The following is a 26265-nucleotide window of genomic DNA, read 5'->3' as shown; positions in this document are numbered from 1 at the left end:
CTGGGTGTCCGCAGCTCAGGCTCTCGCCTTGACGTAGCGGCCCGGCGCCGGCTCGATGGCCTTGTAGGCCTTGCCGTTGCCGTAGCCCTTGGGCGCGGGGATCTGCTTGCCCGCGTTGCCCTTGAGCCATTGTGCCCAGTCGGTCCACCAGCTGCCCGGATGCTCCTGCGCGCCGCTCAGCCATTCGGGCTGGGTCTTGGGGAACTTGCCGTCGTCGCGGATCCAGTGGCTGCGCTTTTTCTTGGCGGGCGGGTTGATCACGCCGGCGATGTGGCCCGACGCGCCCATCACGAAGCGCTTCTTGCCCGGCAGCAGCTGCGTGGACGCATAGGCGCCGCCGATCGGCACGATGTGGTCTTCGCGCGAGCCGTAGATGTAGGCCGGGATGTCGATGCTGCCCAGGTCGACCTTCTCGCCGCACACGGTGAGCGCGTTGGGCTTGGCCAGCTTGTTCTCGTGGTACGTGTTGCGCAGGTACCAGGCGTAGAACGGGCCCGGCAGGTTGGTGGCGTCGCTGTTCCAGTACAGCAGGTCGAACGGCGGCGGGGTTTCGCCCTTGAGGTAGTTGCCCACCACGTAGTTCCACACGAGGTCGTTGGGCCGCAGGAAGCTGAAGGTCGAGGCCAGGTCGCCGCCGGGCAGCAGGCCGCCCTTGCCGAGCTGCATCTCGCGGTAGGCCACCATCGGCTCGTCCACGAAGATGTCGAGGATGCCGGTGTCGCTGAAGTCCAGGAAGGTGGTCAGCAGCGTGACCGACGCGGCCGGCTTCTCGCCGCGCGCCGCGAGCACGGCCAGCGCGGTGCTCAGGATGGTGCCGCCCACGCAGAAGCCGAGCGTGTTGATCTGCTTGCTGCCCGTGACGTCTTGCACGGTGTGGATCGCCTTGATGGCGGCGTTCTCGATGTAGTCGTCCCAGGTGGCCTGCGCCATCGACTCGTCGGGGTTGCGCCAGCTCACCACGAACACGCGGTGGCCCTGCTCGTTCGCGTAGCGGATGAGCGAGTTCTCGGGCTGCAGGTCGAGGATGTAGAACTTGTTGATGCACGGCGGCACCAGCAGGAACGGCCGCTCGTACACCCTGGCCGTGAGCGGCTTGTATTCGAGCAGCTGGAAATAGTCGTTTTCGAACACCACGGCGCCCTCGGTGGTGGCCACGTTGCGGCCCACCTCGAAAGCGCTCTCGTCGGTCATGCTGAGGTGGCCCTGCTTCACGTCGTGCAGCAGGTTCTGGATGCCCCGGGCAATGCTCTCGCCCTGCGTGTCGATGGCCTTCTTCTGCGCATCGACGTTGAACGCGAGCGAGTTGCTCGGCGAAGAAGCGGCCATCCATTGCTCGACGGCAAAGCGCAGGCGGGACCGGGTCTTCTCGTCGGCGTCGATGGACTCGGCCATGCGGAGCATGGTGCGCCCGTTCAGCAGGTACACGGCCGCGGAGAAGGCCGACACCGGGTTGCTGCCCCAGGCGTCGCCGGCAAAGCGCTTGTCGCCTTCAGGCCTGGCGTTGAAGCCCTGGCCCCAGAGTTCGGTGGCGTCGGCCAGGTACTGCTGCTGGATGGCCTGCAGCTTTTCGGGGGCGATGGAGAACTTGGGCAGCTCGGGCATCTTCATGCCGTTGGCGAGCCCGGGCATCGAGGGCATCTGCGGCATTTGCCACAGCGGCGTGCCGCCGGGGCTGAAGGCCGAAGCCCCTTGCGCGGCGGACTGCTGGAAAGATTCCAGCGCCTTGCTCCATCCCTCGGTCAGTGCCTGCTGGAAGGGCGCGAACGCATCGGCCCCCGTGGGTTGCTTCATCATGTCTCCTGGTCCTCGCCTGAATCGATCCGGATGGCTTGCGTGTTTTGAGTATCCTGCATTCACAAGGCACTCACAACGCTTGCCCCCGCGGACCCGCCCGTTCACTTACCAACTGAAACTTCTCGTGTTTATCCATCTGATCGTCATCGGTTGGCTGTATGTCGTCGTGATGATGGCCGTTGCCGAAGCCACCAACACCACGGGCACGGTGCTGGGCGCCATCTTCACATTTCTTTTGTACGGATTGGGGCCGGTGGCACTGGTGGTTTACCTGATGGGGGCACCGGGGCGCCGCCGCGCGATGAAGCAGCGCGAGGCCGAGGCACAGGAGGCGGCACGGCAGGCTGCAGCGAAGGCGCCGCAGAAGCCGAAGGCAGACGCCGCCTCAGACCTTCCAGACCAGGGAAGCGAAACGCCCGCTGACGCCGTCGCGCCGGTGCGAAAAGAACCGTGAGGGGTTGGCAACGGTGCACCAGCCGTCGCTGCCGTCGTTGCCGTAGACCGCCGAGATGCCCGCCGCGCGCAAACGTTGGCGCGCCAATGCGGGCAGGTCGGCCAGCCACTTGCCCGGGGCGGGCGCGGGCTGGAAGCACGACGCGGCTTCGGCCGCATGCGCCTCGAAGGCGGCCTTGACCTCGGGGCCGACCTCGAAGGCCTTGGGCCCGATGCACGGCCCCACCCACGCGATGACCTTGGCCGCACCGTCCGGGCCGGAACCGAAGGCCCTGGCGGTCTGCTCGAGCACCCCGCCCGCCAGCCCGCGCCAGCCGGCATGGGCGGCGGCCACGCGGTGGCCGGCTTCGTCGGTGAAGAGCACGGGCAGGCAATCGGCCACCATGATCGTGCAGGCCAGGCCGGTGGCCGTGGCGGTGCAGGCATCTGCCGCGGTGCCGTCGCGCACCACCGGCATCGCGTCCTGTGCGGCGTCGAGCGCCACCACGCCGGTGCCGTGCACCTGTTGAAGAAAGACGGGCCGCGCGCCGATGGCCGCGCGCAGCCGCTCTCGGTTCTGCGCCACGTGCGCGGCGTCGTCGCCCACGTGGTCGCCGAGGTTCAGGCTTTCATAGCGCCCTTGCGAAACACCGCCGTCGCGCGTGGTGCACGCGGCCCGCACGTTCGGCGGCGCGGGCCACTCGGGCACGAGCCAGCGCGCGTTCATGCGGCTCATGCGGCTCATGCGGCTCAGGCTTCCGCGTCGGGCGACTGCGAAGGCTGCGCGCGCTGGAAGGCGTCGAGGTCCATGCAGGCCTCGAAGGCGGCCATGCTGCGCGGCAGGCCGCTGAAGTCGCAGTCGAAGCGGCGGCCGTTGAAGATCTGCGGTACCAGGCAGCAGTCGGCCAGGGTCGGCGTGTTGCCGTAGCAGAACTTGCCCGTGGGGTGCTGCGCCAGCTGGCGCTCGAAGGCCAGCATGCCGTCGCGCACCCAGTGGCGGTACCAGGCGTTCTTGGCTTCGTCGTCGAGCTTCAGGTCCTTCACGAGGTACTTGAGCACGCGCAGGTTGTTCAGCGGGTGGATCTCGCAGGCGATCGATTGCGCCAGCGCGCGCACGTGGGCGCGGCCCACGGGATCGGTCGGCAGCAGCGCCGGCTCGGGGTGCGTCTCGTCGAGGTACTCCATGATGGCCAGCGATTGCGAGAAGCGTTCGCCCTCGTCTTCGAGCAGCGGCACCAGCATGTCGGCCGAGATGGCGGAGTAAGGACCGGTGCGGTGTTCGCCGCGCGCGATGTGCACGGGGATGTACTCGTAGTCGAGGCCCTTCAGGTTGAGCGCGATGCGCACGCGGAACGAGGAGGACGAGCGGAAATAGTTATGCAGCTTCATGATTTTCCAAGCATAGCGTTCCTTGGCTTCAGCTTCAGGCGCGGGGTGAAGCCTGCAGCACGCAACGGAAGTCGTGCAGCGAGGCCGCGGTTGAAACGCCGGCGCGCCATTCGTCCAGGATGCGGCGCGCGGCCGCCTCCTCGCGCGACGCGATGCCCAGGCGCCAGGGGCCCAGCGCGGCGGGTGGCTCGCCGGGGCCGTGGTTGTGCCCGCCGTCCGCATGGGGCCGGCCTTCGGAGCAGGCGCGGCAGAGCACCTCCATGCTGGCGGTCCAGTTCTCGGCCATGGCGCCGGCGGCCTGGAAGCGCTCGACGAGCGCCTCGATTTCTTCCTGCGTGGCGTCGTCGATCGAGACCTCGTAGGTCGCGTACTCGGACGGCGCGATCAGCTCGAGCGCGTCGAACACCGGCACCTCGCGCTCGCCGCGCAGGCGGTAGCCGTTGGCCGCGCCGTCGTGCAGCACAAGGTCGCCGTAGCGGTGGCCGCAGGCCGGCGTGGGCACGTTGCGCAGGATGGCGCGCGCCGGGTCGATGCGGTCGGCCCAGACCACCTCGGTGCCGCCGTCGCCGTGCACGCGGATGGGCGTGAGGCCCACGAAGTGGTCGACCGGCCCCTCGCCGTCCGCAATGCCGATGCCGTACTGGCGCCAGGCGCGGCGCGCCGTGGCCCAGTCGCCCAGCGCGGTGGCGGCGATGCCGAGGTTCCAGATCGCCCCCTCGTTGCCGGGCTCGCATTGCACCGCGCGGGCATTGGCCTGCAGCGAGGCGGCCCATTCGCCGCGGTACTTGTGGATGAGGCCGGCGTTGTACCAGGGCGCGGCCCAGTGCGGATGCACGGCGCTGGCCTGGGCGTAGGCCTGGAGCGCGCCGTCCTGGTCGCCGTCGTCGTCGCGCTGGCGACCGAGTTCGTTGAGGGCGTTGGCCTTGCCGGCTTTGCCGATTCGGATGGGCATGGTGGAAACGATGAGATGCGCGGGGCGTCTATTGTGAGCCTGCCGCCTCTGGCACACTGCCGGCTTCCCGCTCAGGTTTCGCTCAAAAAGGACACGTCGCAATGGCTTCCGAGTTCGTCTTCGCCCCGCCCGCCCCCGTTTCGGTTCCCGTGGCCGGCCAGCCCGCCCGCTTCCCGGTGCACCGCATCTATTGCGTGGGCCGCAACTACGAAGAGCACGCCAAGGAAATGGGCTTCACCGGCCGCGAGCCGCCCTTCTTCTTCATGAAGCCGGCCGACGCGCTGGTGGTGGTCGATGCGGGCCAGACCGGCACCATGGCCTACCCCTCGCTCACCAAGAACCTGCACCACGAGATCGAACTGGTGGTGGCCATCGGCACCGGCGGCAAGAACATCCTGGCGGCCGACGCGCACAAGCACATCTACGGCTACGCGGTCGGCCTGGACATGACGCGCCGCGACCTGCAGAACGAAATGAAGAAGCAGGGCCGCCCCTGGGACATCGGCAAGAGCTTCGAGCAGAGCGCGCCCATCGGCCCGATCGTGCCGGTGGCGCAGGCCGGCGACGCCGAGAAGGCCGAGATCTCGGTGCAGGTGAACGGCACCGACCGCCAGCGCAGCAACGTGAGCAAGCTGATCTGGAACGTGGCCGAGACCATCGAGCACCTGTCGGCCGCCTGGGAACTGCAGCCCGGCGACCTGATCTTCACGGGCACGCCGGAAGGCGTGGCCGCCGTGGTGGCTGGCGACACGCTCGTGGGCGAAGTCGCGGGCCTGCCCAAGCTGACCGTCAAGGTCGTCTGAAGACGGCGGCCGGCTTCATGCTTTTGCGCGTTCCCATCAAGCACTGCAAGAACTGCGGCACCGCGGTGGTCTACCGCGTGCCGGACGACGGCGACACCAAGCAGCGCGCCGTCTGCCCGGCCTGCCACACCATCCACTACGAGAACCCGCTGAACGTGGTGGGCACGATCCCGGTCCTGGGCGACAAGGTGTTGCTGTGCAAGCGCAACATCGAGCCGCGCTGGGGCAAGTGGACGCTGCCCGCCGGCTTCATGGAACTCGAGGAAACCACCGCCCAGGGCGCGGCCCGCGAGACCGACGAGGAGGCCGGCGCCAACTACGTGATGGAGGGGCTGTTTTCCGTCATCAGCGTGGTGCGCGTGGGCCAGGTGCACCTGTTCTACCGCGCCCGGCTGCTGGACGACAAGTTCGACCCCGGCCACGAGACCATCGAGGCGAAGCTCTTCACCGAGGAAGAAATTCCCTGGGACGAGATCGCCTTTCGCACGGTGCGCGAGACGCTCGAGCACTACTTCGAAGACCGGCGCCGCGGCAGTTTCGACCGCGTGCACACGATCGACATCGTTTGAACACGCACCTGCGCATGACACTTCGCCCCGCCCTCCACACCGCCCTTCTTCATACCGCACTCGGCCTCGGGCTCGCGATGGCCGCCTCGGCGCACGCGGAAGTCGTGGGCGACGTCGACACCGCCTTCAAGCTCATCGGCCCCGACCACAAGATCGTGGTCGAGGCCTACGACGACCCCAAGGTGACGGGCGTGACCTGCTACGTGTCGCGCGCCAAGACCGGCGGCATCAAGGGCGCGGTGGGCCTGGCCGAAGACAAGGCCGAGGCCTCCATCGCCTGCCGCCAGGTCGGCCCGGTGACGGTCACGCAGCCGCTGCCCAAGCGCGAGGAGGTCTACAGCGAGCGGCTGTCGATTCTCTTCAAGCGCCTGCGCGTGGTGCGCATGGTGGACCCCAAGCGCAACACGCTGGTCTACCTGACCTATTCCGACCTGCTGATCGACGGCTCGCCCAAGAACAGCATCACCGCGGTGGCGATCGACCGCGGCACGCCGATTCCGCTCAAGTAACGCACAAGAACAGGGGCTCACCGGGCGCACCGGCGCCGATGGCCCCTGCACAGCCGGTTGCTCTTTCGCGGGGCACCGTCGCGGCAGTTTGCTAGCATCGCCCGCGTGCTCCCCTTCGGGAGCCGAGGCGAGCCAGATCGCCGGAACCCTCCGCAACGAATCCGTTCCAACACAGCGCCATGCATCTTCAGACTCTTGTTTTCCGTACCGCCGCCTTGGCGCTGGTTGCCGCGAGCCTCGCGGCCTGTACCACCACCGACCTCACGCCGCGCCCCGCGCCCGTGGTCACGCCGCCCGTGCAGAAGCCGGCCGCGCTGTTCGTGCGCCCCGCCACCGGCGCGACGCTGGCGCGCTTCGACGGCGTGCGCAACAAGGGCATCGACATTGCCGGCAACCTGGGCGATCCGATCGTGTCCTCGGCCGACGGCCGCGTGGTGTATGTGGGCGGCGAACTGCCGGCCTACGGCAACATGATCATCGTCAAGCACAACGAGACCTACCTCACCGCCTACGCGCACCTGCAGACCATCCTCGTGAAGGAGAACCAGGTGGTTCGCCAGGGCGAGAAGATCGGCGAGATGGGCAAGAGCAACACCGACCGCGTGAAGCTGCGCTTCGAGATCCGCAAGAACGGCAACGCCGTGAACCCCGAGCCCTACCTCAACGGCCTCTTGCAACAATGACGCTGCAGTGACGCTGCAGTGAAGGGCAGCGTGACGGGCAACGCCCCGCGCCCATGAAAAAAGCCCCTCGCGGGGCTTTTCTGCTTTCAGGGCAGGACCGCGTAGGTGTCTCTCAGCACCAGGGCGCGCCAGTTGGCGTCTCGCGTGCCGACGAACATGTTCTTGAAGAGCGGCGCGTTCGGCACCGAGAGGTTGAAGGTCTTCGACGCGGCACCCGCTGCCGACGGCGCCACGTCGGACTGGTCCTTTGCGCTGACGCTCGAGCTGACGAACAGGTTCAGGAAGAACTCCGCGGAGAAACCGGGGTTCAGGCCCGTCGCGCTGACGGCGAAGTCGCCGCCGCCCGCATAGGAAGCCAGGCTGGGCGTGGTCGTGAAGCTCGGGTAGGTGGCGGCCGTCGCCTCGGCCAGCGTCATCGGCCGGGCGTGGAAGCGGTGCTTGTAGATGATGTCGAAGGTGCTGAACTTGGCCACCGTGGTGCCGTCGCTTTCGTAGGCGGTGAAGGTGTACTCGGGCGTGGCGGGAATCGCGGCAATGTCCGCATCGCTCAGGTTGGCGCTCGGCAGGCCGTTGCAGTTCGAAGCCAGGTAGTAATAGTTGTTGCCCGGCGTGGCTTCCAGCGGCCAGAAGCCGCCGGTCGAGGGACGCAGGTGGCGCAGGCCGCCGGCCGGCAGCCCCGGGCCCGTGACCACGACCGACGCCACGTTGCTGCTGTTGCCCGTGTTCAGGTCTTCGATGTTGAACTCCAGCGCGGTGCTCACGCAGCCCGACGTCTTGTCCTTGCTCGCCTGGATCTGCGGGTTCAGGTCGAACACGCGGCCGTCGCCGCGCAGGCGCCACACGCCGTCGGTGCCCTTCACGATCTGCATGCCCTGGTTGTTGCTGAACGCCACGCCGTTCTTGTCGCGGTGCGTGAACTCGACGAAGGCGCGCGGGCTCGTGTTGTTCGCGTCGATGGTGTAGTTGATGCGGTTGATCACCACGTCCGCGAAGCTCGCGCCCACCAGGTTGGTGTCCGTCACCGCTTGGTTGGCGAACTGCGCGGCGGTGAGGTCGGAAGACCTGAAGCCATAGGTCCCGGTGACGGGGTTGCCGCTGTCGGTCATCAGCGGCAGCAGCTCGCCCGCCGCCGGCAGGCCGTTCGCGAACTTGCCCACGTAGTCGCTCAGCACCTTGCGGATCAGCGTGATGTCGTCCGCCGCCGTGCCCATGCCGGTGCCGCTCATCGGCGTGCTGCCGGCGTCCTGCGCGGCCTTCACGGCCAGGTCGTCGGTGATCTGCTGCTGCGTGACGATGTTGGTGATGGTGGCCACGTTGCTCACCGGGTCCACGCTCACGCGCAGCACGTCGAGCGCCTTGTCCAGCGCGCTGGACAGCGGCGTGAACGCCGTGCGCAGCAGGTCGATGCTGGAATCCACGCCCAGCGCCAGCAGCACCGGCAGCAGCTTGGCCTTCAGCGCGGCGGACTCGGCCTTGAGCTCGTCGGGCGTGAGCGAGGCGAACTCGCCGCCGTCGAAGTACTGCGCGGCCAGGCGCCCGGCGATGTTGGCCACCACCAGGTCGGTCAGCGGCGTGATGTTGATGGTGCCGTTGGCATCCGCGGCGGTGGCGGCCGAGTGGATCACCACGTGCTGGCCGCCCACCGTGCCTTCGGCGCGAAAGACGAAGGGCGCGATCATGCCGGTCACGTCGATCTGGTAGGCGCCGCCTTCCAGCGGCACGGTCTTGGTCGTGCCCTTGGCGTCCTTGACGGTGACGGTACCCGACAGCGGCAAACCGGAGGCCGCGGTACCCGAAAACGTAACAGCCGTGGCCGCCTGCGGCTCGCTGACCGGCGGGTTGCTGCTGCCCGTGGCCGGGAACCCGGCGAACCCGCCACCACCGCCGCCCCCGCCCCCACCGCACGCGGCGAGCGAGACCAGCAGCGCCACGGCGCACGCTGAACGTGTCGTCTTGAAGAACGGGCCGGAGGTTGCCGGAGTCGCGAAGTCTGTTTTCATGGATGGCTCTGGAAGTTCTGGGGTATTGAGGGAGAAAACAAAAGAATCAACTCGTAACACGAGCGATGCGATTCTTCTGTGGGCTCCGTCCCCTCGCCATCCCCTGTTTTGAGGATGCGGGCCGCCGGCGCTTGCGGCTGCGCCCTTGCTAGAGCAGGCTCTCGGGCACCAGCGGCGCCAGCAGGTCGAGCCGCCAGCGGGCCCAGAAATCCGTCTCGGGCTCCTGGTGCAGGATGGTGTCGGCCGCGTCGCCCGAGGCCGGGCTGACCCATTCGATGGCCCCGGTGGGCCCCAGCTGCAGCTGGTAGGCCCCGTCCAGCCGGATGAAGCCGATCAGGCTGGTGAGCTGCTGCGCGATCTGCGGGCTGAAGATGAAGATGCCGATCTCGGTGTTGTGCAGCATCGAGCGCGGGTCGAAGTTCATCGAGCCGATGAACACCGTCTTGCGGTCGATCACCGCCGACTTGCCGTGCAGCCGCCCGCTGGCCGAGCCGTACATGCCGAAGCGCTTGGTCTGCTCCACCCGCTTGGGGCTCAGCTCGTACAGCTCCACGCCCAGGCGCAGCATCTCGGCGCGGTAGCGGCGGTAGCCGATGTGCACCAGCGACTCGTCGGTGGCCGCCAGCGAGTTGGTGACGATGCTGTAGGCCACGCCGTTGCCGCGCACGAGCTTGATGGTCTCCATGCCGCCGCGCCCCGGAATCAGGTAGGGCGTGGTCTGCATGATCTCGTTCTCGGCGCCGCGCAGGTAGCGGCGCACGTTGTAGAGCACGCTGTCGCGCGACTCGTCGGCGGGCAGGCCGCGCGCCTCCTCGCTGGGCGCCAGCGCCTTGGCCGGCGCGTCGGCATAGGCCTCGGCGCGCGCCCACACCAGCTTCAGCGCGCCGGCGTCCAGGTCCTTGGCCAGCGGGTTGTTGCCCAGCAGGTCGGTGGAGTCGGGCTCCTCCGGGTGCAACTCCTCGGGGCCGGTGGTCAGCCGGTCGAAGCGCTCGCGCAGCTGCTGCGGCGTCTCGCCGGTGGCGGGCACCAGCGAATCGATGGGGTACACGTACGGGCTGTTCCAGTACATGTCGAACAACGAGGACAGCCGCGGCACCACCGCGCCGGCCACCAGCGTGTCGATGTCGATGAAGTTCGAGCCCCCGTCGCGCAGGAAGTACTCGTTGGCCATGTTGCGCCCGCCCATCACGCCGATGCTGTCGTCCACCACGTAGAGCTTGTTGTGCATGCGGCGGTGCACGCGGTCGAAGTCCAGGATCGACCAGGCCCAGCGCGTGCCGAAGCGGTCGCGCCCGGCCGGGAACGGATTGAACAGGCGCACCTCCACGTTCGGGTGCGAGGCGAAGCTGGTGAACAGCGGATCGGCGCCGGCCGTGTACAGGTCGTCCACCAGCAGCCGCACGCGCACGCCCCGGTCGGCCGCGTCGCGCAGCGCGCGCAACAGGTAGCGGCCGGTCTCGTCGTTCTGCACGAGGTAGTACTGCACGTCGATGGAGCGCTGCGCACGGCGCGCGAGCTCGATGCGCGCGTGCAGCGAGAACTGCGGCATGGGCAGCAGGCGGAACCCGCTGAGCGGCTGGGCGCCCGCCTCGACGGGCGGGGCCGCCGCCTTCACGAGGCGCCCGAGCGTGGTGTCGGCGCCGTCCGCAATGGCCGTGGACGGTGTGCGCTGCACGTTGCCGGGCAAGCCGGCGCACCCCGCCAGGAACAGGGCGGCCATGCCGAGCAGCAACCAGGCCAGGCAGCGGGCGAGCGGTCGGTCGGCAGCCCGGCTGCGGGAGTTCGGCATGGAGCGGAGGGTGGAGTGGCGCGGGCGCACACGTGGTCGTGCGTTCATGCGCGGATCTGAAAGCTCGCGGTTTCTACCACGAGCCCGCCGCGGCTGCTGCACCGCCGCAAGAGACTCAGTGCGTGCGCTCCGGCCCCCATTGCCGGACGAAATGGTCGGCCCGGCGCGTGGCCCGCTCCACCGCGGCGTCCCACGACAGCTGCTGGGTGATCACGAGGGCGCAACGCGGAATGCCGCGCAGGCTCAACTCGCAGATGCCGGCATAGGTGCCGCTGGGCGTGCGCATGAGCTCGATCCAACCCGTCCAGCCTTCTGGAACGCTGAGAACGAGTCGGGTGCTGTCCATGATGGATACACCATACCCCTTTTGTTACGCGGTTCCAAGAATCTAAACCCTAAGCACTACTTGTGGCCGGGTCAGGCGGTGGCGCAGCGGCCGGCCGACAGCGGCGGCAAGGACGAAAGAGGCGAAAGAGACGACAGGCGCGGCCGATGCGGCAGGTGCAGCAGCGCCTGGCGCAGCGTGGTGTCGACCCGCCGCAGCGACAGCCCGTGGCGCACCGCCACCTCGTGGCGGGACAGCTCGTGCACCCGCAGCGCCACGAAGATGTCCTGGTGCCGGTGCGGCAGCCCCTGCATGGCGCGCTCCACCGCCTTCAGGTCGGAGCGCGCCTCGGCGATCAGCTCGGGCCCGGGCGACTGGTCCGCCAGGTGCTCCAGCGTTTCCTGCGCGTCGCCCGCGTACTGCCAGGGCCGCTCGGCGCGCATCCGGTCCAGGGCCGCGTTGCAGGCCACGCGGTAGATGTAGGCCACCGGGCTGTGCACCGCGTCGGCGAGGCCGGTGCCGGCCAGCCGCAGCCAGGCATCGTGCAGGCTCTCGGTGGCCGCGTCGGCGCAGCCCAGGTGCCGCGCGAGCCGGCGGTGCAGCAGCGCGTAGTTGGCCGCCAGCAGCGCCTGGAAATCCGGCGGCGGCGCGCGGTCGGTCCCTGCCGCCGCCTCGGTCTGCGGGCGGGGCACGCACATGAGCGTGGTCATGGCGCTGGCGGCCTAGCGTCCGCGCGGCAGGCCGCGGCGCTCGCTCTCGTTGAGCCGCGCGATCTGCGCGTCGGTCAGCGCGCCGTGGCCCACCACCTGGATGAAGCCCGACGGGTCGTAGCTGGCCTGCTCCGCCGGCTTGCGCCGCACCTCGCCGCCTTCCGTGGCACCGCTCGCGGGCTCGTTGCCGAAGCCCAGCACGCGCACGCTGAACACCGACGGCAGCGCCTGGCGCTGCGCCGAGCGCTCGCGCTGCAGCACGTCCTGCGCGGCGGTCGCGGCCTGCGCCGCGGCGGCGCTGGCGTTGGCCAGCGCCCCCACGTTTACCGCCGCCACCACCGGCAGCCCGGTGCTCTTGCCCTGCACCGCGATGTTGTCGGCGTTCACCACCTGCAGCGCCGCCAGGTTCACGTTGCCCGACACCCGGATGCCCGCCTCGCCCGCGTCGATGGTGCCCAAGGGCGCGATCAGGTCGATGTCGCCGGCTGGCACTTCGGCAATCGGCGCCAGCGTCGCAATGCCCGCGCCCGTGCTCGGCACGTTCGACGACAAGGTCACGTTGCCCCACTGGTCGTACTCGCGCTTGGGCGGCGTGTAGACCACGGTGGTCTTGGAGCCCCGGCCGGCGTTGATGTCGCCCTCGGCCGACCAGCCCAGGATGCCGCCGCCGAAGGTGGTCATGATGCGGCTTTGCCCCAGCAGGATGCTGCCCAGCGCGTACATCGCGATGTCGCCCTTGCCCTGCGTGATGCCCCCCGGCGTGATGCCGCCCTTGGCCACCGGTGCGTCGCCCTCGATGCCGAACACCTGCGCACCGCCCGGCGTCAGCATCTGGATGCCGCCGCCGAACAGCGTGTTGACACCAGCCGGGCCGTACATGGTGATGCCGCCGCGGTAGCTGAGCTTGCCGCCCGCGGCATCGGCCTCGGGGAACAACGCCGCGATGGCATTGCGCCCGCGCAGGTAGCTGCCGAAGCGCACGCCGTCGGCGTCGGTGTACTCGCGCCCGCCGGCCTTCAATTCGGCGAAGTACACCTGGCGCGCGAACACGCGCTGCTGCGCGGCCGGCAGCGCGTCGAAGAAGGCCTGCGCCTCGTCCGCCGTGCCGCCGAAGCCCAGGCCGTTGTCCTTGTCGGAAAGCCATGCGAGCAGCTCGGCCTCGTAGGTCTTCACCACCTTGCCGGGCTGGCCTGCCAGCGGCGTGCCGGTTTCCGCGCGGTTGGCCGCGCCGAGGTAGCGCGCCAGGAAGCCGGCGTAGTCCGCGCCCTGCGCACCGGTGCCCGCCGTCATCGCGATGCTCGCGCCGGGTCGCTTGTCGCCCGGCGTCACCGGCCCCAGGCTGGCGATGGCGGCGCGGTCTTCCATCACGATGTTGCGGCCCGCGTTCACCTCCAGCGTGCCGGGGCCCGCCACGTAGAAGCTGCTGTAGAGAATGTCGCGCCCGGCCACCACGCGCGACACGTCCTGCGCATGCCCATGGACCGCCAGGTTGCCGCTGGAGGTGGCCGCGACGTCCTGGCTCACCGACATGGGCTGCCCGAGCACGGTGCCCGCGCTCACGATGTCGCGCCCGGCCATCACCCAGCTCGGCGCCGCCGCCTCGTACCAGGTGCGGCCGTCTTCGCGCGCCAGGATCTCGCCGCTGCGCAGGCCCACGACGTCGCCGGTCATTGCATAGAAACGCGACGGCGTGCGCGGCGCGTCGCCGGCCGTGCCCGCGTAGGTTTCGGCCGCGAACACGAACAGGCGCATCGGATCGGTGCGCGCCGTCATGCCCAGCCCTTCGGTGCCGAAGTTGCTGGTCACGCGCGTGTTGCCGTTGTCGCCGCCGAAGCCGGCAAAGGCCGGGTGCAACGGGCCGGGCATGGCCGCCGGGTCCGCGCCCGACTGGTTGATGGCGTAGCTGCCCATGTAGAGCGAATCGCCCGCGAGCAGCTCCAGCTGGCCGCTGCGCGACGGCGCCAGCAGCAGCGACGTGCGCGACGCGGCGTCGTTGACACCGTTGCTCGCCGAGTTGGCCGCCGCGCCGCTGTAGATGCTGCCGCCCGCGGCCACCGCGCGCAGGATCGCCGGATAGACGAAGCGGTAGTCGGTGGCCGCCGCGTTGACGCTGGCGGTCAGCGACTGCTCGGTCGATTCGCTCATCTGCGTGCTCGGCGTCAGGCTGCCGCCGGCCGAGAACAGGTCGATGGCGGTGCGGTCGGTCCACAGCGAGAACCAGCTCAGGCCGCCACCGCCGTAGGAGGCGGAGGCCGTGCTGAAGGGCGAGCTGTTCTGCAGCTTCACGCGGCCCGGGTCGGCCGCCGCGCCCACCACCAGGTCGCCCAGCGTGTCGATGCGCATCGCCGAGTCGCCCGGAATCAGCACCAGCCCGCCGGTCGATTCGGCCCGGTTCGCGCTGAAGGGGTCGAAGGCGCGCGGGTCCTTCAGGTCGCGCCCGCCCAGGATCATGCCGCCGACCGACGCCGCGCTCAGCTGCGTGGCGCCGCGCAGGTTGACCAGCGCGCCCTGCAGGTCGTGGTTGGGCACGACGCTGCTGTTGGCGTTGCCGCGCGCCAGCTGCGAGCTGTTGACGCCGCCGCCGATGCGCATGTCGATGTCGCCGCCGCCGGTGAGCACGAGGCTGCCGTCGTCGGCCACGCGGCCGGTGCTGCCGACCGCCACCACCAGGCCCTGGCTGCGCGCCGTGCCCTTGCGCTCGAGCATGCCGGCATTGCCGCCGGCCTGCACCTGCACGTTGCCGCCGCCGAGCGTGCCGAAGCCCGTGAAGCCCACCAGCGACGGCTTCACGTCCGCGCCGAAGATGCCTGCCGGGTCCCGCGCGTAGCTGCCGAAGTTGATCCACCACGCCGTGGGCATGGCCGCGCTGCCGTCGCCCTGGCGCCAGAGCCAGTTGCCCACGCCCACGCTGGCCTTCTGCACCTCGTCCTGCGAGGGCGCGGTCAGCATGTCGCCCGTGAGGTTGCCGCCCGCGCGTACCGTGAGGTTGCCGCCGGCCTCGGGGAACCAGGCCTGGTAGACGCGGCCACCCGCGGCATCACCGGCCACCAGCGATTCGTAGGCCGCGCCGCCCACGCCCAGCACGCTGTTCGCGCCCGTGGCGTTGCCGCGCGCCTGGTTGAAGCGGGCGTCGACGCCCGCGGACTGCGTGCCGGCGGTGTAGATGCCGTACAGCGAACGCACGTCGATGTCGCCCGAGGCGATCAGGTCGAGGTCGCCGGTGCCGGTGCGCACCACGCTCAGGCCCTGGCCGTGCACGGCGAGCACATCCTTGGCCGGACCGGTCGACACGCAAAGGCCTTCGAAGAGCTCGCACAGCGACAGGTACTCGTCGGGAACCGGTGTTCCCGGGGGCTCGCCGAAGATGTTGTCCGGTCCCCACACCACCGCGGCGCCCTTGGCGACCACGGCGCCGTAGTGGGTGTCGGCCACGCGCAGGCTGCCGGTGCGGGGCATCGCGATGCGGGTGTCGGCGGCGTCCGTGTCGGCGCCGGCCACCAGCCGCATCGACCACGACTCGCTGCCCGCCGCCAGCATCGGTGCCAGCGCCCAGTTGCGCCCGCGCGTGCCGTCGCCGGCCGGGCGCAGCTCGATGAAGCCGACGCCCTCGTCCAGCACCACCTTGGTGGTCGACGGAATCAGCGCGCCGCGCCGCAGGTCCAGCGGGCCGCGCAGCAGCACGGTGTTGCGAACGAAGTCGTTCTCGTAGGCCACCGGCAGCGGCACGCCCTTGGGCCACAGCATGGCGCGCAGCGCGGTGCCCGCGGGCAGCGGCGTGCCGGCGCCCAGTTGCGTGCCCGCGTCCAGCGTGACGGCCTCTTTCAGCAAGGTGCCGCGCGCATGCAGCAGGGTGCCCGACGCGTCGCGCACGTCGGCGGCCAGCACGGTGCCCGCGGCCAGGGTGAGCGGCTGCGCCAGCGTCGCGGCGCCCGGCAGGCGCACGGCCGCGCCCAGCGTGAGTTCCTGGATCGGCAGGTCGTAGTTCAGCGTGCTGCCCGACGGGAACGCCGTGCCCTCGGCCAGGTGAACGCCGCCGATCGGCAGCACCAGGTCGCCGTTGTAGGGCTGCACGCCCGGCACCAGCGCCCAGCCGTTTTCGTCGGGCGTGACCGGCGGCGGCGCAAAGCCGTCGTTGATGCTGCCGTAGATCTCCATGTTGCCGGCGGCGCGCAGCACCAGGCTGCCCGCTTCGCCGGAGCCGTACACGCCGGTCTTCTGCGTGCGCGGGTTCAGGCTGGCATAGCGGTAGCCCGACAGGTCGAGGTCGCCCTGCACCACCAGGTCCTTGCCGGTCACGATTTCCACGCCGGGGCGCAGGTGCAGCGCGTCGGCATAGGTGGCATTGTTCAGGCCGGCGAGCTTGCCGTGCAGCAGCGCGCCGTTGGCGAGCGCGGCGTCCATGAACAGCGTGCTCTGCGCATGCTTGTGGTCCAGGTAGTTCTGCGTGACCTCGCGGTACGGGCGGCCGCTCACCGAGTCCAGCCCGTCCTTGATGACGGCCAGCGGGTCGCTGTCGTCGTAGCGCCAGACGGCGTTGAGCGCAATGGAGCGCGCGCCTTCGATGTTCAGGCTGCCGCTGGCGTCCACCTTGATGTCGCCGCTGGTCTCGCCGGTGCGCGCCGCGTTCAGTTCGAGCGTGCCGCGCTGCTGGCCGTCGTGCTGGCCGGGCTGCGTGCCTACCTCGGCGGCGGTGCCGTGGCGCAGGTCGATGCGCGCGCCGCTGGCCAGCGTGAGCACGCCGTCGCCGCCGCTGAGCTCGACGATGGCGCGGTTGGGCGCGTCGATGATCTGGCCGCGGCTGTCCACGCGCAGCACCGTGCCGTGCGCGTCGAGCACCGCGCCGCCGCCGAGGGCCAGGCCGTTCCTGCCCGCGAGGCGGATGCTGCCCACGCGCTCGCCGCTGGCGTCGACGGTGCCCAGCACCGTGAGGCTGCCGTTGTCGAGCGACACGTTCACCTCGCCCGCCTTCAGGCCGTTGCCGATGGCAAGGTCGCCCTGCTTGAGCTGGAAGCTGCGGTTGCCGAACACCGCGCCGTCGTTCAGGCGCTGGTTGAGGCCCGCGAACTGGTCGCTCAGCGTGCCGCTGTCGCCCAGGCGCTGCGCGCGAATGTCCACGCTGCCCGCCTTGAACGGCACCAGCGTGCCGCCGGCGTCGTAGTGGCCGCTGCTGGCGCCGAGGATGCGGCCCTGCAGATCGACCACGCCGGCGGATGCATTGAGCGCCACCGCTTTGAGCGTGCCGGCCCGGTTCTCCTGCGCCGAGAGGTCGATGGTCGCGCCGGCCGCCTGGCGGATGCTGCCGGCCTGGCTTTCAAGGCTGACGTCGCCGCCCCAGCTGAACTTGTCGACGTCGTTGAAGGCCAGCTTGCGGCCGCTGACGTCGATGAGCGCGCCGTCGGCCAGCGTGATGTCGTCCTGCGCCGTCAGCGTGAGCTTGCCGCTGGGCAGCACGACCGCAGTGGCCAGCACGATGTTGCCGGCGTTGAACGCGAGTTCCGCGCCCAGCGCCTGGATGCCCTTGCCCACCGCGTCGCCGTACCGGTTGCCCTCGGGCGCGCCGATGCGCAGCGTGCCGCCGGCGGTGATGCGGTTGACCGCGCCGGCCTCGCCGGTGATCAGCGGTGTCGAGATTTCCAGGTTGCCGCCGCTGTAGGCGTAGCCCTTGCCGTCTTCGTAGGCGCCCTGGTTCTGGTAGACCGACAGGCTGCCCTTGCGGCTGCTGGTGAGGCGCTCGCTGGCGCCCAGCTTCACGGTGGAAAAGCCCAGCGCCAGGCGCGCGTCGTCGTCCTGGCCGTTGCTCACGGTGTGGGGCATGTCGCCGAGCTCGATGCGTTCGGCCTCGATGTTCAGCGTGCCGCTGCCGGTGCCCGCACCACCGCCGGTGCCCTCGCCACCGCTGGCCACCGCGCCGGGCGCCTGCATGGCGCCGGCCCAGACCAGGTTGCGCGTGCGAAGGGTCGCCACGTCGCCGGCGCCGCCCGCGCCGTAGATGGCCGGCGTGCCGAGCACCAGCGTGTCCAGCCGCGACCTGCCCGTGGCCGGGTCGATGGTGTCGAGCGTGACGCTGCCGTAGAAGTTGATGGCGTCGCGCGCCGTGAGCGTGAGCGACTCGAGCGCCGGCGCACCGGTGCTGGTGTCGCCGTTCAGCAGGCGCTGCAGCACGTCCTGGTTCAGCGTGAGGCCGCTGGCGAGCACGCCGCGCGACTGGGCATCGGCCAGCGACTGCGCCGAGCCGGCGTTCACCGCGCCCACCGCCAGCGCGAGATGGCGCGTGCCGTAGCGCGCCGCTTCGTTCAACTCGAACGCACCGTTGGTGGCTGCCGTGATGGTGCCTTCCGAATAGAAGGTGCTGTTCGCGCCGCACGACGCGCTGTTGCACACGCCCAGCCGGATGGAGCCCTTGCCCGCCGCGGCGGGTGCCAGCACGTCGAGCCGGCCGTTCGACACGGCCAGCACGTTCGACGTGTCGGGCTGGTAGACGAAGCCCGCGGACGCGTCGTAGACGGTCGCGCCCTGCCCCAGCGTGGAAATGCCGGCGCCGGCTTCGACCACCAGGTCGCGGCGGCCCGCCAGAAAGACCTCGGGGGCCTTCAGCAAGGCGCCCGAGCGCAGCGTCACGTCGCTCACCACCTCGTTGAAGCCGACGTAGCGCCCCTGCTGGCCGTAGATCACGACGGGCCGCGCGCCGACCACCAGCCGGTCGGCGTGCAGGTCGTCGAGCGTGTCCGCGCGCACCGAGGCGCCGTTGAAGCCCTCGGTGCGCGATTGCCCCGCGCCCAGCACTTCGATGAAGCTGCCCAGCACCACGGCCGTGCCGCCGCGCCCACCCTGGGCGGCCTGGAAGCGCGCGAGGCCGTCGAAATTCAGCGACACGTCGCCGTGCCCGTTGCCCAGCACGAAGGCCAGTGTGCCGGCATCGGCCGCCAGCACCCCGCGCGGCACGCCCAGGCGCGCGGCGTCGGCGCGCACGAAGTCGGCATAGCCGGTCTCGTTGTACTGCGCGTAGGTGCGCAGCGTGTCGGCCGAGGTCACGATCACCTGCGTGGGCAGGCTGTCGCGCAGGCCGGTGCCGGCCACCGACAGTTGCCCGGTGCTGGCCCAGGAGCCGTTGCGCATCGCCAGCGCCTGCCCCGCGGGGCCGACGCTCTTGGCCACGCCGTTGAGTTCCACGCGGAAGGCGCCCGGCAGCAACGCGTAGGTCGACGGCATCAGCGTGTAGGTGCCCGCGGGCAGGCCGGGCACACCGGCGCCGATGGTGATCTGGCGGCCCACGCCCGCCTGCGAAGCCCCTGCCGGACCGCCGGCCGGCGCGGCCAGCGGCTGCACGCCGGGCACGATGGCGTACACCGGGTTGGTGGACCGCGAGGGCAGCGACGACAGCGAGAAACGGCCGTCCGCGCCGATCTGCATCAGCGGATGGAAGCGCGCGTCGGTCGAGCCGCCGCGGCCCGCGACGAAGCCCGCGCCGGTGAGCTCGCCGCCGCCCGACAGGTCGAGCAGCGCGCCGGCCTGCACGTCCACGTGGTCGGCGCCCAGGCGGATGCTCGCGCCGCCGCCGTCGCCCACGGGCCGCAGGGAGCGCCCGTCGTACCGGTAGTCGATGCCATCGGTCGTGCCGCCGTAGGGCATGACCAGCCCGGCGCCGCTGACCGAGGTGATGCTGCCCGGCAGCAGCGCCACGCGCAGCGCGCCCTGCTCGACATCGGTGCCCAGGCGGATGTTGCCCAGCGGCGCGCGCAGCACGCCGCCCTGCTCGATCACGGCGGCGCTGAATTCGAGCGTGCCGAAGGCCGAGGACGGAACAGCCGCCGGCGCGTCGCCGCGGCGCTCGATGCGCAGCGGGCTGTCGGGGTCGAACACGGTGCGCAGCGCCACCGGGTCCATGCGGTAGCCCGCGTACACCATCGCGCTGGCGCCGGTCTCGGGGTAGAGCTGCGCCGCGGCCAACGTGAGGCCGCCGTGCGTCCACAGCCGCGAGCGCGTGTCGTTGTCGTTGGCCAGCAGGAAGCGGATGTCGCCGTCGCTCGCCAGCTCGACCTTCTCGAAGCCGCGCCGCTCCACGTGCACCGGCGTGAATTCGCTCTGCATCGCATAGCGGCCCTCGGTGCCGAAGGACAGGCTGTTGCCCAGGTCGAGCAACTGGCCGGCCTGCACCGAGAACACGGCCTGCGAGTCCAGCGGGGTCATGCCGTGCAGCATGCGCGGGCGCAGGATGCCGGTGGTCGCGTAGTACGCCCCCGTGCCCGACAGCTTGACGTAGGGCGCGGCGAGCTGCACGCGCGCCGACGCGCTCGACGACTCCGCCAGCGACAGCGAGCTGGAGAACAGCGTGAGGCTCTGGCCCATGCGCAGCGACACGTCGCCGTCGAACGAGAGCTGGCCGTTGGCCAGCAGCGTGAGGTTGTCGAAGCCGCCGGCACTCAGCCGGTCGGCCGAGAGCGTGGCCTTGCCGTAGCGCAGTGCCGCATCGGCCTGGCCGGGGGCGACGCCGTCGCTCAGCGCCGATGCCTGCGATGTCGACTGCGACACCACCAGCTCGCGCGGGACGATGGCCTCCTGCTGTGCGCGGCCGAGGCCGGCGGCGCGGTACAGCGGCGATTCGAGCGCGATGTCCAGCGAGCCCCCTGCCGCGCCGGCGCCGCCGGCCGCCGCGCGCAGCGAGCCGTCGATGTGCAGCCCGAGGTACGAGCTCAGCGAGATGCGCCCGCCGTCGGTGGCGATGTTCGTGCGGCCCAGGCCCGGCACGTCCAGCGCCGCCTGCGCGCCCGAGGCGTCGAGCTTCGCGCCGGGGCGCACGACCAGGAAGGCGTCGGCCGAGGTGGCCGTGGCCCCGTCGTGGTCGATCGCGCCGCCCAGCACGATGCGGCCGCCCGCGTCCACGAGGCCGTAGGTGCGCCCGTGCACGTCGGTGGCCGTGTGCGCGCGGCCCGACACGTCGAGCACGGCGTTGTCGCCGATCCAGATCGAGCGCGTGTGCACCTTGCCATCGGCGTCGGGGGTGACCTCGGCCACGTCGACGAAGCCGTACTGCTGCTGGCGCGCGTCGATGCTGCCGCCGTGCGCATTGAGCGTGCCGTCGACGGTGATCTGGCCGGCCCCGCGCAGCGCGATGGCCTGACCTGGATCGACCTCGATGCGCGCCCCGCGCCCGATGACCAGCGTGCTGGCTGCCGGGTCGATCTCGGTGAGCAGGCTGCGCCCGGCCTGCAGGCTCAGGCTCGCGCCCTTGCGCTGCTGCAGCACGGCGTTGACCGGGTCTTCCTGGTAGAGCGGCGGGGTCCACAGCTCGAGCGCCCGCGCCGGGCTGCTGCCGGTCGCCACGCGGCGCGCGTCGTCCCTGAAGCGGTACACCGGCATGGTCACGTCGACCTGCGTGCCCTCGGCCACGGCGAGGCCTTCGCTGCCGGTGATCTCGTAGGCGGAGAAGCCCTTGTCGAAGAAGTTGCCGCCCAGCACCAGCGTGCCAGCCGCAGCCGCAGCCGCGTCAGCGGCTTCGGCGCCCGCCAGCTGGTCGGAGACCAGCACCTTGCCGGCCTGCACCGCCAGCGTGCCGCCGCCCGCGACGCCGTGGCCGCGCAGCTGCGCGCCGGGGTCGAGCCGAATGACGCCCGCGGGCGTGGTGGCTGCCAGCGTCACGCTGCCGCCCTTGCCGCCTTGCGTCTTGCCGCCCATGCGCATGACCGCGCCCGACGACACGTCGACGGCGCTGCCGCTGTGCAGCGCCACCTCGCCGGTGGCGCGGATCGACACGCTGCCGCCGTTGGCATACGCCAGGCCCGGCGCGGCCGGGTCGAGCTCCAGGTTGCTCCACAGGCCGCTCGCGTCCAGCGTCGCGCCTTCGGCCAGCGTCACATGGCCCACGGGTTTTTCGGAATTCACGAAGGTGTCGAGCCGACCGCCCGGGCCCGGCTGCGCGAGCACGTTGCCCAGCGCGATGCTGCCGCCGTGGGCGCTCAGGTTGGCCTTCACCTCGACGTCGTTGCCGTACAGCGTGACGTTGCCGCCCGGGGCCACCTGCAGGTCGGCGTTGAGTTCGATCCGCCCGGTGGCGGCGATGCGCACGGCGCCCAGCGCCAGGCTGTTGAGCTGTGCCGTGTCGAGCACCAGCCGGTCCTTGCGCTCGGCGGGCAGCGCGGTGTCGAGGTCGAGCCCCGCCGCGATGCGCTCGCCGGCCTCGGTGATCTCCTTGAGTTCCACCTGGTCGACCGTGGCGCTCAGCAGGTGGTCGAGCCCGCCCGTGCGCCGGTCGAACATCGGCACGTGCGCGCCGACGATGAGCTGGCCGCGTTGCGACACCGCGTTGTGCGACTGGTCGTAGCCGTCCAGCCCCGCCTGGTGCGCCTGCGTCTGCCGCGTGCCCTGGAAGGCTTCGGCCGTGATGCCGCCTTCGAGCACCGCGGTGTGCGTGGCGATGACCAGTTCGCCCGCGTCGCGCCCGACGGTGTAGCCGTCTTCCAGCCGCTTCTGCGGGCCGATGAGCGGGTTGTAGAAGTACCCCGTGGACTTGTCGCCCCAGCGCTTGTGCGCGTCCTCGAAGCCGCGGTAGAGCCCGTCGTAGCGCTGGTCGCCCGGTGCCTTGGACACTTCGTACAGCCGCCCGTCCGCGCCCTTGAGCCAGGTCTGGCGGATGAAGCCGGTCTGCACGTTCAGCGTGCCGCCCGACAGGTTGATGTTCGAGCCCGCCTGCGTGACCACGTCCTGCCCGCCGAAGCTCACGGTGCCGCCCTGCGCCATCCATTCGCCGGCGGTGTGGCCCTCGGTACCCAGGTAGCCGCCCACCTCCAGCAGGCCGCCGGCCGTGTACCAGCGGTCGCTGGCATAGCCGTTGGTGCCCTTGGGCACGAAGACCAGGCTGCGCCGGTCGATCCACACGTCGTTGTTGTTCAGGGCCTTGCCGTCGCGGTTGAGCGGCGCGTCGCGCTGCTCGTTGCCCTGGACGTTGACCTTGACGTTGTTGCTCTCCATGGCCAGGTTCACGCCCACGGCCCCCGAGACGTCGATCTGCGCGCGGTCGCGCACCAGCGTGCGCCGGGCCGCGGTGACCGCGATCTGCCCGCCCGTGGCCAGCGTCAGCGAGTCGCCCTGGAAGTCGACCGTGCCGCCGCTCGCGATCTCGATGCGCGACTGGTCACGGCGGTCGGCCACCGCCACGACGTCCTGGTTGCCGGCCGCCAGCGCGGGGCCGCGCAGGCCGTCGCGCTGGCTGTCCAGCGCGGTGGTCCTGCCGTCGTCCTCAATCGCCACCGCGGTGGTCGCGCCCTGGCCGAGCGTGACCTTGCCCTGCGCCCCCAGGGCGCCCAGATGCACGGTGCCGCGGTTGTTGACCGTGGAGGTGGCGAGCACCACGCCGGCTTGCTGCACGTCGCGCCCGGCCATCGTCACGTCGCCTTCGCGCGCGACGATCAGCCCGGTGTTCACGGCCTTGCCCGCCAGGCTGTCGATGTTGAACTGCGGCGTGACCTCGTTGCCGCGCGTGGTCGAGGCCTGGTTGCCGCCGGTGCCGGCCCCCTTCTTGATGACGAAGCTGTCGCCGGCCGCAAGCGCCGCCTGGCCCCGGGGCGTGGCGATGTCGCCGGCGTTGTGCACTTCCTGGCCGACCAGCAGCACATAGCCGCCGCCGTCGGTGGAGACTGCCGGCGCGCGCGTGGCGATCCGCGCGCCCGCCTGCACCTCGACCTTGCCCTGCGCATCGGTGAAGCTGGGCGCGGTGCCCGCGCTGTAGATGCCGCTGGCGTTGAACTGCGCGTCGGAGATGTGCGCCGCGGCGGCCACCAGGTTGCGCGTGTCGACCTGGCTGGTGCCGCTGAACACCACGCCGTTGCGGTTGGCCACGAGCACCGTGCCGTCGGCCTTGATCTGCCCGCGGATCTGCGAAGGCCGCGCCTGCGGGTCGTTCACGCGGTTGAGCACCGCCCAGTCCGCCTGCTGCCTGAAATCGACCGTCGTGTTCTTGCCGACGTTGAAGCTCTCCCAGTTCAGGATGGCCTTGTCGCCCGTCTGCTGCACGGTGACGACGGTGCGGCCGTCGACGTTCTTCTGTGAATCGCGGTCGAGCGGGCGCGCATTGAGCCAACCCGCCGTGAGCGAGTTGGTGTCGACCTTCAGGCCGCCTTCGGCCAGGCCGTCGGGCACCGAGGAGGGATCGTTCTGTGCCGCCGCGCGTGCCGCGGCCTGCGCCGCCTGCTGCGCAGCGATGCCGCGCGCCGCCAGGTTCAGGTTGCCGATCGACTGCTGCAGCTGCTCGTTGGCGCGCTGCTGCTGGCCCGCCGTGCTCGTGAGGCTGGACGCGGGCATGCCGTTGGGCAGCAGGCCGGTGGCCGTGGCGGTGGCCTGCGCCGCGCCCTTGGCGTTGAACCACGCGGGGCTGAAGGCGCGTTGCGCGTGGGCCGGCGTGGCCAGCGTCGCGGCGGTGCCGGCGGCCAGCGCCAGGGCCACGGCCTGGGCCAGCGGCGAAATATGGAAGCTCCTCGCTTGCACCGCGGCCTGCTTGCGGCTGCGGTGTCCCTCGTGTGTGTTCATCTGGCGCCCGGTAAAGAGTGGAATGCACCGGCACGGAACGAATTCGTGCCTCTTACTGGACAGACCGGGCCACGCAAACAAAACCGCTAACTTTTTCAGGAATCCTGACCGGGCACGGGGGCCAATCAAGCTGTCACAAACATCAGCTAAGCACCAGCACGCCGCCGGGCAGCGCGCGCGCATCGAGGTCGTACGAACGCTGGATCTGCACCAGCACCGTGTCGAGCGCGGCAATGGCAAAGCGCCCGCTCACCGCGCGGTCGGCCAGCCCGCGCGCCAGCAGCACCACGCGGCCCGGCCGGTAGCGGTTGATTTCCGCGACCACGCGCGACAGCGGCGTCTGGCGGAACACCAGCACGCCGGTGCGCCAGGCCGAGGCATCGGCCGGCGCCACGTCGGCGGCGCCGCCGATCGATGCCGCGTCGTACACCACCTGCTGGTGGGCCTGCAGCACGCGCGACCCCATGGCATGCGCGACGCTCAGCTTGCCTTCGATGCAGGTGACGCAGGCGCTGCCGTCGAGGTAGCGCACTTCGAAGCGGCCGGCCTGCGCGTCGATGCGGCCGGCGCCCGCCACCACGTGGAAAGGCGCGCCCGCCGGACCTGGCGTGACACCTGACGTGGTGCCCGGCGTGGTAGCCGGCGCGCCACCGGCCACGGCGGAAAGGTCCACCGCCGCCTCGCCCGCGATCAGGTCGATGCCCACCGTGCGGCCGTCGCGCGTCTGGCGCTGCACGCTGGTCTGCGTGTTGAGCACCAGGTCGACGCCGTCGGCCAGCACCACGGCGCGCTGCTCGCCGGTGGCGGTGCGGAAGTCGGCGTTCCATTCGCTCACCGACGGCCACAGCCCCAGCGGCGGATAGACCGCCGCGGCCACCCCCGCCACGCCGGCCGCGCTCATGGCCGCGCCCAGGAAGGCGCGGCGCGGCAGCACGGGCCGGGGTGCCGCCGGCCGGTGCGCGGCCCGCAACTGCGGCTGCTGCGCCAGCATCTGGCCGATGGCCGGGTCCAGCGCCTTCCAGAGCCGCCGGGCTTCGGCAAATGCCTGCGCGTTCGCGTCGCTGGCCTGCTGCCAGCGGCGAAAGCCCTCGAGGTCGCGCTGCGTGGCCGCGCCGGAGGTGAGCCGGCGCAGCCAGGCCTGCGCTTCGCGCTGGTGCTGGGTCTGCGGCCGAGTCCGGCCTTGGCCTGCCGGGTCTGGCTCGACGTGGAGGTTCATATCCATCAGACGGTTCTGGGCGCGGCGAACCGCATCTTATTTTTCATGCGGCCCCGGCGACGCAAGCGGCCGGCCCATGCGGGCCGCGCAGAAATCATGGGCGTCCTTGAGCTCCTTTTCAACCGTGCGCAGCGAAATGCCCAGCCGCGCCGCCACCTCGCGCTGCGGCAGGTGCTCCCAGCGCACCATCACCAGCACCTGCCGGCGGCGCGGCGGCATGCGCGCGATGAGCGCGGCCAGCGCGGCCATCTCGGAGCGGTCTTCCGCGATCTGCGCGGGGCCCGGCGCGGGGTCGGGCGCCTCCTCGAGCAGCGCGTCGATCTCCTCGCTGGTGGCCAGCCGGCCGTGCCGGCCGAGCTGGTCGTAGGCCAGGTTGACCGCCACGCGCAGCAGGTAGGAGGCCGGGTCGCGCACGCCGTCGATGTCGTCGCGGCTTTCCAGGCGCAGCCAGGTGTCCTGCAGCGCGTCGCCGGCCTGCTCGGCGTTGCCGAGCCGCCGCGCGAGCCGCTGCTTGAGCTCGTCGTAGCGCGAGACCAGGAAGTTGCGCAGCGCCGGCAGCGCGTTCTCGGGCATCG

The 26265-nt window shown here is 70.9% G+C and carries 16 protein-coding genes; 5 read left to right on the top strand and 11 right to left on the bottom strand.

Going from position 1 to position 26265, the window contains the following annotated elements; all coding sequences use genetic code 11:
- Nucleotides 1-15: 15 nt before the first annotated feature.
- Nucleotides 16-1794, bottom strand: a complete 1779-nt coding sequence (phaC, locus tag BM004_RS21145) for a class I poly(R)-hydroxyalkanoic acid synthase (protein WP_093216440.1) — start codon at nt 1792-1794, stop codon at nt 16-18.
- Between the two features lie 124 nt (nt 1795-1918).
- Here phaC and BM004_RS21140 point away from each other — a divergent pair, with 124 nt between their 5' ends.
- The gene (locus BM004_RS21140) at nt 1919-2248 is read left to right on the top strand and encodes a hypothetical protein (RefSeq protein ID WP_093216828.1); all 330 of its coding nucleotides are present in this window, start codon (nt 1919-1921) and stop codon (nt 2246-2248) included.
- Here the strand turns inward: BM004_RS21140 and pgeF are convergent.
- The 3 genes from pgeF to BM004_RS21125 are packed head-to-tail and all read right to left on the bottom strand — an operon-like array spanning nt 2180 to nt 4567.
- Nucleotides 2180-2953 carry a peptidoglycan editing factor PgeF gene (pgeF, locus tag BM004_RS21135; RefSeq protein ID WP_093216825.1) on the bottom strand — a complete coding sequence of 258 codons (774 nt, stop codon included), beginning with the start codon at nt 2951-2953 and terminating at the stop codon, nt 2180-2182. The genes BM004_RS21140 and pgeF overlap by 69 nt on opposite strands.
- Before the next feature lie 23 nt (nt 2954-2976).
- Nucleotides 2977-3615, bottom strand: coding sequence for a maleylacetoacetate isomerase (gene maiA, locus BM004_RS21130; RefSeq protein ID WP_093216437.1), 639 nt, complete (start codon nt 3613-3615; stop codon nt 2977-2979).
- 34 nt (nt 3616-3649) lie between these two features.
- Nucleotides 3650-4567: a hypothetical protein gene (locus BM004_RS21125; RefSeq protein WP_093216435.1), complete on the bottom strand. Its 918-nt coding sequence runs from the start codon at nt 4565-4567 to the stop codon at nt 3650-3652.
- A 101-nt stretch (nt 4568-4668) separates the two neighbouring features.
- Here BM004_RS21125 and BM004_RS21120 point away from each other — a divergent pair, with 101 nt between their 5' ends.
- The 4 genes from BM004_RS21120 to BM004_RS21105 all read left to right on the top strand — a co-directional run bounded on the left by BM004_RS21120 (nt 4669) and on the right by BM004_RS21105 (nt 7131).
- Entirely contained in the window at nt 4669-5370 is a 702-nt protein-coding gene (locus BM004_RS21120) for a fumarylacetoacetate hydrolase family protein (protein WP_093216432.1), read from the top strand.
- Nucleotides 5371-5387: 17 nt separating this feature from the next.
- Nucleotides 5388-5939, top strand: coding sequence for an NUDIX hydrolase (locus BM004_RS21115; protein WP_093052657.1), 552 nt, complete (start codon nt 5388-5390; stop codon nt 5937-5939).
- A 14-nt stretch (nt 5940-5953) separates the two neighbouring features.
- Complete coding sequence (locus BM004_RS21110; protein WP_093132263.1) at nt 5954-6448, top strand: CreA family protein; 495 nt, start codon at nt 5954-5956, stop codon at nt 6446-6448.
- A gap of 179 nt (nt 6449-6627) precedes the next feature.
- On the top strand, nt 6628-7131 hold the full coding sequence (locus BM004_RS21105) for a murein hydrolase activator EnvC family protein (RefSeq protein ID WP_093132052.1): 504 nt from the start codon (nt 6628-6630) through the stop codon (nt 7129-7131).
- An 86-nt stretch (nt 7132-7217) separates the two neighbouring features.
- On the opposite strand, the gene BM004_RS21100 is transcribed toward BM004_RS21105, so the two are convergent.
- The 7 genes from BM004_RS21100 to BM004_RS21070 form a co-directional block, all read right to left on the bottom strand.
- On the bottom strand, nt 7218-9131 hold the full coding sequence (locus BM004_RS21100) for a hypothetical protein (RefSeq protein ID WP_143072464.1): 1914 nt from the start codon (nt 9129-9131) through the stop codon (nt 7218-7220).
- A gap of 148 nt (nt 9132-9279) precedes the next feature.
- A complete protein-coding gene (locus BM004_RS21095; RefSeq protein WP_093216823.1) occupies nt 9280-10920 on the bottom strand; it encodes a phospholipase D family protein in 1641 nt (546 codons plus the stop codon).
- A 115-nt stretch (nt 10921-11035) separates the two neighbouring features.
- The gene (locus tag BM004_RS21090) at nt 11036-11266 is read right to left on the bottom strand and encodes a hypothetical protein (RefSeq protein WP_093132048.1); all 231 of its coding nucleotides are present in this window, start codon (nt 11264-11266) and stop codon (nt 11036-11038) included.
- A gap of 71 nt (nt 11267-11337) precedes the next feature.
- A complete protein-coding gene (locus tag BM004_RS21085; protein ID WP_093216427.1) occupies nt 11338-11955 on the bottom strand; it encodes an RNA polymerase sigma factor in 618 nt (205 codons plus the stop codon).
- Between the two features lie 12 nt (nt 11956-11967).
- Nucleotides 11968-24474 carry a filamentous haemagglutinin family protein gene (locus BM004_RS21080; protein ID WP_093216424.1) on the bottom strand — a complete coding sequence of 4169 codons (12507 nt, stop codon included), beginning with the start codon at nt 24472-24474 and terminating at the stop codon, nt 11968-11970.
- Between the two features lie 142 nt (nt 24475-24616).
- Nucleotides 24617-25696: a FecR family protein gene (locus tag BM004_RS21075; protein ID WP_093216422.1), complete on the bottom strand. Its 1080-nt coding sequence runs from the start codon at nt 25694-25696 to the stop codon at nt 24617-24619.
- 30 nt (nt 25697-25726) lie between these two features.
- Nucleotides 25727-26263 (bottom strand): RNA polymerase sigma factor, encoded by a 537-nt coding sequence (locus BM004_RS21070; protein WP_093132041.1) that lies wholly within the window; start codon nt 26261-26263, stop codon nt 25727-25729.
- Nucleotides 26264-26265: the final 2 nt, after the last annotated feature.

The organism is Variovorax sp. OK212, assembly GCF_900112425.1.
GTDB lineage: Bacteria > Pseudomonadota > Gammaproteobacteria > Burkholderiales > Burkholderiaceae_C > Variovorax.
Note: the sequence above shows the minus strand (reverse complement) of the source record. Positions and strands in the feature narration are given on the sequence as shown.

Coding starts and splice junctions, on each gene's coding strand:
- BM004_RS21105 (WP_093132052.1), top strand. CDS start 6,628: ATGCATCTTCAGACTCTTGTTTTCCGTACCGCCGCCTTGGCGCTGGTT.
- BM004_RS21085 (WP_093216427.1), bottom strand. CDS start 11,955: ATGACCACGCTCATGTGCGTGCCCCGCCCGCAGACCGAGGCGGCGGCA.
- BM004_RS21100 (WP_143072464.1), bottom strand. CDS start 9,131: ATGAAAACAGACTTCGCGACTCCGGCAACCTCCGGCCCGTTCTTCAAG.
- BM004_RS21075 (WP_093216422.1), bottom strand. CDS start 25,696: ATGGATATGAACCTCCACGTCGAGCCAGACCCGGCAGGCCAAGGCCGG.
- BM004_RS21110 (WP_093132263.1), top strand. CDS start 5,954: ATGACACTTCGCCCCGCCCTCCACACCGCCCTTCTTCATACCGCACTC.
- BM004_RS21125 (WP_093216435.1), bottom strand. CDS start 4,567: ATGCCCATCCGAATCGGCAAAGCCGGCAAGGCCAACGCCCTCAACGAA.
- phaC (WP_093216440.1), bottom strand. CDS start 1,794: ATGATGAAGCAACCCACGGGGGCCGATGCGTTCGCGCCCTTCCAGCAG.
- maiA (WP_093216437.1), bottom strand. CDS start 3,615: ATGAAGCTGCATAACTATTTCCGCTCGTCCTCCTCGTTCCGCGTGCGC.
- BM004_RS21115 (WP_093052657.1), top strand. CDS start 5,388: ATGCTTTTGCGCGTTCCCATCAAGCACTGCAAGAACTGCGGCACCGCG.
- BM004_RS21120 (WP_093216432.1), top strand. CDS start 4,669: ATGGCTTCCGAGTTCGTCTTCGCCCCGCCCGCCCCCGTTTCGGTTCCC.
- BM004_RS21080 (WP_093216424.1), bottom strand. CDS start 24,474: ATGAACACACACGAGGGACACCGCAGCCGCAAGCAGGCCGCGGTGCAA.
- BM004_RS21090 (WP_093132048.1), bottom strand. CDS start 11,266: ATGGACAGCACCCGACTCGTTCTCAGCGTTCCAGAAGGCTGGACGGGT.
- BM004_RS21095 (WP_093216823.1), bottom strand. CDS start 10,920: ATGCCGAACTCCCGCAGCCGGGCTGCCGACCGACCGCTCGCCCGCTGC.
- BM004_RS21070 (WP_093132041.1), bottom strand. CDS start 26,263: ATGCCCGAGAACGCGCTGCCGGCGCTGCGCAACTTCCTGGTCTCGCGC.
- pgeF (WP_093216825.1), bottom strand. CDS start 2,953: ATGAACGCGCGCTGGCTCGTGCCCGAGTGGCCCGCGCCGCCGAACGTG.